This is a genomic window from uncultured Lactobacillus sp., from assembly GCF_947367125.1.
In the GTDB taxonomy this organism is placed as follows: domain Bacteria; phylum Bacillota; class Bacilli; order Lactobacillales; family Lactobacillaceae; genus Lactobacillus.
Genome location: NZ_CANBCQ010000060.1, coordinates 1 through 6166 on the forward strand (window position 1 = coordinate 1; position 6166 = coordinate 6166).

Consider the following 6166-nt stretch of genomic DNA (forward strand, 5'->3'; position numbering starts at 1 on the left):
GGAACTCCTTTTTCTAATGTTTAAAGAAATAAATTTAAGGAATCATTCATCCTTACACAAACTATTTTACAGTCTCAGATAAATATGAGAAATTTATCAATTCTATTTTTATCATTAATCACATTTTCGATTTCCACATCTTTTTTTGCTTCTAAAACGGTATTAGCTGATCAGTCAAATTCTTTTATACCTAATACTACTGAAAATCTTCCAGCTGCCGTACGGGATTCAAAGATTATGGGACCTTATGCATCAATTGGAGGAGTAGGCCCTCACGCAAGTGGCTTTGATGTACCATCTGACTCATTACCCCAACCATGGTGATGTCATTAATACTATGATGTAGACACAAATACAACATAAAATATACAACTATGACTTTATTCACCAAAAAATTTTTTTATATTTTAAAACTACAAATAATTTTAAATATAGTATTACTAATATTTAATTAGCTATTTTTTAAAAGAAACCGTGGCATTTTCTCCATATTTTTAATACTTTTAATTGCTGCCTTTATTTTTTGCTTTCTTTCAGCTAAAGATATCTACTTAAAAAATATATTTAACTTTATCAACATAAGCAGCTTACCATTTATTTTTATCACTATTTATTTTCAATTTTTTAAGAATATTGCTCAACTTGTTGGTTTTCCAAATAACCTGATTTTAGCCGTTATTTGTCTCATGGGACTTTTATTACTATTAGTTCCTATTACAATTACTAATTTTGGTACTGTTAAAAACAATTTTTTGCGCTTAATGTCTGTTATTTGGTTAATTATCAATTTACTATACACTAAATACCCTACACTAACTCAAGATCCTATTGTCAATGCTTTCGGAAAAAGCCATCTTCCTTTTTCGTTACTATTTCTCATTTTTACTTTTATTGTTGTTAAATGTTGGGGATTTAAATTTTGTTTCAATCTCAAATTATGCAAAAAGCAGTTTATTCCGCTAATTTTTGTACTTTTACTCAGTATCTGGTTTGCATTCTTTGAAGTTTTTCTCAGTTTAGCACAAAATATGCCCGAATTATTGTGGCATTGGCAATTCTCACTTATAAATCCAGCTATGTCAGCTACTTTTTCTTCAATTACTCAAGTTTATTTTACAGCCGCCGAAGCTGGCATTTTAGAAGAATCCGCAAGATACATTTTCATCTTAATTTGCCTGATAACTTTTAAAGGAGCTAATAAACGATTACTTTTATCAATTCTTATTAGTTCTTTAATTTTCGCTCTTATTCATTACTTTAATTATTTTGGCCAAAAAGGGACCTTATCTATCGCAACTGCCCATGTAATATCTACATTTGGTATTGGATGGCTACTTGCCACTATATTTTTATACAGTGGCAAGCTTTGGCTATCAATTTTATTACATGCATTTATTGATTTTATCTTCTTTTCAGTAACCCCACTTGGTATGACAGATAGTGCGCTAATTATAACACTTGATCCCAGTGGTTATTTAAGAGCTTTTATTTTGGCTCTATTGCCAATAATAATCTCCCTATTTCTTCTCTGTACTAAACACAGAAAAATGATGCTAATTAATGCAGATATTATAGCTACTATATCTCAATCTTAAAACAGCTAGGCAACACCGCCTAGCTGATTTTTCATTCCTATTCAATTTTTTCATTTCTACCCTTGACTTTTGAGTGTGAAACATAATTAAAAAATCGCTTGTGTGCCACAATATCTCGTATTAAACTTATTAATTGTCCAATATATGGTATTTAAGAAAGAATGTGATTCAAGTTATTGTTTTAAGTGGGCCAATTGGAGCCGGTAAATCCAGTTTAACCAGTATTTTAGCAGAACATCTAGGAACACAAGCCTTTTATGAAGGTGTTGACAACAATCCTGTTTTACCCCTGTACTACAAGGATATGAAGCGTTATACCTTCCTGCTCAATACTTATCTTCTTAACCATCGTTTAGCCCAAATTAATCAAGCAATTCAGGAAAAAAATAGCGTTTCTGACCGTTCTATCTATGAAGATGCTTTGTTCTTCAAGATGAATGCCGATAGCAAGGTCGCTGATCCAACTGAGTTCAAGATCTATGACGACTTACTCGATAATATGATGGAAGATACGCCAGGCAATCCTAGCAAAAAGCCTGATCTTTTAATCTATATCCATGTATCACTTGATACAATGCTCAATCGGATTAAGAAGCGCGGCAGATCTTTTGAACAAATTAGTACTGATCCTGGCTTAAAGGACTACTACGCAAGACTTTTAAAGTACTATGAGCCATGGTACGAACAATACGATGCTTCACCTAAGATGGCAATTAATGGGGATAAGCTAGATTTTGTTTCTAGCATGGATGCTCAAAAAGAAGTATTAAAAGAAATTGATGACAAGTTGCACGAAATCGGCAACTTATAAGACTGAATAAAAAGAAGGAACGTGATGACAGTTATTGTTTTAAGCGGGCCAATTGGAGCCGGTAAATCCAGTTTAACAGGTATTTTATCTAATTATTTAGGAACTAAGCCCTTTTATGAAAGTGTTGACGACAACCCTGTCTTGCCACTTTTCTACGCCGATCCTAAAAAATACGCATTCTTATTACAAGTATATTTCTTGAACACACGCTTTCACAGCATTAAAGACGCGCTTACTGAAGATAACAACGTCTTAGATCGTTCTATCTACGAAGATGCCCTCTTTTTCCAAATGAACGCTGATATCGGCCGTGCTACTTCTGAAGAAGTCGATACTTACTATGAGTTATTGCACAATATGATGGGCGAGTTAGAACGGATGCCAAAGAAGAATCCTGATTTGCTTGTTCATATTAATGTTTCATATGACACGATGATCAAACGAATTCAAAAACGTGGTCGTCCCTATGAACAGTTAAGTTATGATTCAACTTTAGAGGACTATTACAAGCGTCTGCTTCGTTATTACAAGCCTTGGTATGAGAACTACGATTACTCACCTAAAATGGAAATTGACGGTGATAAATTAGACTTCATGGCTAATCCAGCTGATAAGCAAATAGTCTTGGATCAAATCACTGACAAATTAAAAGAAATGGGCAAGTTGCCTGCAGATTGGGAAAAGCCAACCGATATTCAAATCGAAGCATAAATAAAAACATTCAATTTGCGTACGAATGCATTTTGAATGTTTTTTGTTTACAGTGAATTCTTCGCTTTATTCTTGTATAATTTGAAAAAGGTTGTGTTTAAAGGAGGAGTTTTTGTGTTATCAACCGTAACCGGTGGACAATGGTTTTTCCCACTTATCATAGTTTGCTTAATTTTGGGCATTGTCGCAATCATCGCTCAAAAGAAAAAGCTAACTAAACTAAAAAGAATAACCGATAACTTTGCATATACAATATTAATTATCCTCTTAATCATCGAATGGATTCTATATTTTCAAAAACAATTTGATTTTGTTATTCCAGCAATCTACACTCTTGTTGTCATCTATCTTATTGGACGGCAATTATTAACCAGATATCGCTCTTCACTATTGAAAAAATTAGGGACTAAATATAAACAACTGACAATTGGACTTGCTACTATTTATATTCTCCTGGTTGCCCTATTACTTTTAATTGGATCTAAATTTTCAACTTTGGGCTGGATCATTGCTGGGTTAGTTATCATAATCTTTAGCTTCGGTAGCTATATCATCGAAAAAGCCAAACAATAATTTCCCAGGAAATAATAAATCGCATAGAGCTTCTATGCGATTTTTATTTATTCAATTTTTGCTAATGCTTTCGCAACCCCATCATGATTGTTATCAGCAGTAATTTGTGCCGGAGCAAATTTTTGTTTTAGTTCTGCTGGGGCATTACCCATTAAAAATGGATACCCCACTTCTTCCAACATATCTTCATCGTTATAGTTATCGCCAAAAGCAATGCAATTTTGCAAGTCTACGCCATATTCTTGAGCAACTATTTTGACTGCACTAGCCTTGCTTACACCCTTTAAAACAATTTCTAATAAATTCTCTGCTGATCTAACAAAAGTTAAATCAGGATATTTAGCAGCTAATTCTGCTTGCATCTGGTCAAGATCCGCTGCTTTTCCCATAATCAAGCCTTTATGTACACCCTGCAATTTGGCAATTTGCTTAATCGTTGCTGGTATTGCCTGCACTTGGACAATATTTTCTTCATGCTCAATCCTTGGGCTCTTTTGTTCACTGCAATACCAAACATAACCGCTATAAATATTCCAGGCCACATCATTGTCTTGCTCATCGACGTAACGGCAAATTTCTGCTGCTTCTTTTGCCTTAAAAAAGCGACTAATCAGCACTTTACCTGTTTCATCAAACGCTAACGCACCGTTATATGCAATAAATGGACAGACCTTCAAAATCTGATTAACAACGGTCATCATGCCTTTAGGCAAACGAGCCGAGGTCGGAATAAAAATATTGCCATTAATAATTTGCCTGCGGATTGCATCCCGCGTTTTGAGCGTTACCTCTAAATCATCATTAATCAATGTGCCATCAAGATCTGAAAAAATAAGTTTTGCGGACATGTTCTCACCTTTATTTCTTTTTTAATCATTTATACATTAGCATAATGCTTTATTTACGCCAATGAAAGCTGATTCAATCGAAATAATTATTATAGTTTTTATACATAAATTGCGACAAAGTTATTCATGTTTATTAAAATGATTCGTATTTACAAATTTATTCATCAATGATAAAGTATAGAAGTTGTGTTTACGGAGTTAAAACACGAACAATTTTTTGGAGAGAGAATAATGAATTTTATCAAGAACTACTTTCAATTAGATAAGTATAAAACCAATATTCGAACTGAATTCATTGCTGGTTTAACTACTTTTATCAGCATGTCTTATATTTTATTCGTTAACCCAAGCGTTTTGGGTGCTAGCGGTATGAATACCGGTGCTGTCTTTACCGCAACAGCTTTGGCTGCTGCCCTTGGTACAGCAATTATGGGAATTGTTGCTAATTACCCAATTGGTGAAGCACCAGCTTTGGGAATTAACGCCTTCTTTGCTTACACTGTATGTATTGGGATGCACGTTTCATGGCAGACAGCTTTAGCCAGCGTTTTCGTTGCTTCAATCATCTTTATTTTAATTACTTTATTTAAGTTAAGAGAAAAGATTATTGATTCCATTCCAGCTGACTTAAAATTTGCCATTTCTTCTGGGATCGGCTTATTTATTGCCTTCTTGGGTCTGCAAAACGGTAAATTGATTGTTGCTAATAAATCAACCTTAGTTGGCTTAGGTTCCTTGCACGATCCACTGGTTTGGATCACTATCTTTGGTTTGTTAGTAACCGTCATTTTAATGATTTTGAACGTACCAGGTGCTATTTTTATCGGCATGGTCTTGGCTGCTGTCTTCGGCATTTGTACTGGTCAAATTGCTCTGCCACACAAGGTGATTTCTACTGCACCAAGTTTGGCACCAACCTTTGGTCAAGCTATTTTCCATATTAAAGATATCAATACTGTTCAGATGTGGATCGTCGTTCTTACTTTCTTATTAGTAACCTTCTTCGATACTGCTGGTACTTTGATTGGTTTAGCTCAACAAGCTGGCTTTATGAAGAACAATAAGATGCCTCGTGTTGGTAAAGCTTTGGCCGCTGACTCAAGTGCCATGGCTGTTGGTTCTATCCTTGGTACCTCACCTGTTGGGGCATTCGTTGAATCAAGTGCCGGAATTGCCGTAGGTGGCCGTACTGGTTTAACCGCTGTTTTTGTGGCAATCTTCTTCTTGATCTCAATGATCTTCAGCCCACTTTTAGGTGTCTTTACTACTCAAGTTACTGCACCAGCCTTGATCATTGTTGGCGTCTTGATGGCTCAAAACACCGCGCATATTCACTGGAACAAGTTAGAAATTGCCGTTCCTGCGTTCTTGATCATTTTAGGGATGCCACTTACTTACTCAATTTCTGACGGTTTATCATGGGGAATGATCACTTACCCAATCTGTATGCTTGCTGCAAAGCGTGGTAAGGAAGTCACACCGATGATGTGGGTACTGTTTGTAGTGTTCTTGATCTTCTTATGGGTATTGAATTTTTAAAAAATACTAATTAAAAGTGTCTGGGAAAAAACTAACTCCTGGACCATAAAAAAGAACGATGATTTCCATCTGGATTTCATCGTTCTTTT

6 protein-coding genes are annotated in these 6166 nt (G+C 35.0%); 5 read left to right on the forward strand and 1 reads right to left on the reverse strand.

Going from position 1 to position 6166, the window contains the following annotated elements; translation table 11 throughout:
• The first annotated feature begins 686 nt into the window (after positions 1-686).
• The 4 genes from Q0Y84_RS11835 to Q0Y84_RS11850 all read left to right on the forward strand — a co-directional run bounded on the left by Q0Y84_RS11835 (position 687) and on the right by Q0Y84_RS11850 (position 3690).
• Positions 687-1595 (forward strand): CPBP family glutamic-type intramembrane protease, encoded by a 909-nt coding sequence (locus tag Q0Y84_RS11835; protein WP_297953999.1) that lies wholly within the window; start codon positions 687-689, stop codon positions 1593-1595.
• Between the two features lie 163 nt (positions 1596-1758).
• A complete protein-coding gene (locus Q0Y84_RS11840) occupies positions 1759-2406 on the forward strand; it encodes a deoxynucleoside kinase (protein WP_144855701.1) in 648 nt (215 codons plus the stop codon).
• Between the two features lie 24 nt (positions 2407-2430).
• Entirely contained in the window at positions 2431-3117 is a 687-nt protein-coding gene (locus Q0Y84_RS11845) for a deoxynucleoside kinase (protein WP_297954005.1), read from the forward strand.
• Positions 3118-3231: 114 nt separating this feature from the next.
• A complete protein-coding gene (locus Q0Y84_RS11850) occupies positions 3232-3690 on the forward strand; it encodes a hypothetical protein (protein WP_297954007.1) in 459 nt (152 codons plus the stop codon).
• Between the two features lie 47 nt (positions 3691-3737).
• Here the strand turns inward: Q0Y84_RS11850 and Q0Y84_RS11855 are convergent, their stop codons facing one another.
• Entirely contained in the window at positions 3738-4538 is an 801-nt protein-coding gene (locus Q0Y84_RS11855) for a Cof-type HAD-IIB family hydrolase (protein ID WP_297954009.1), read from the reverse strand.
• A gap of 231 nt (positions 4539-4769) precedes the next feature.
• Here Q0Y84_RS11855 and Q0Y84_RS11860 point away from each other — a divergent pair, with 231 nt between their 5' ends.
• The gene (locus Q0Y84_RS11860) at positions 4770-6077 is read left to right on the forward strand and encodes an NCS2 family permease (RefSeq protein WP_297954012.1); all 1308 of its coding nucleotides are present in this window, start codon (positions 4770-4772) and stop codon (positions 6075-6077) included.
• Positions 6078-6166: the final 89 nt, after the last annotated feature.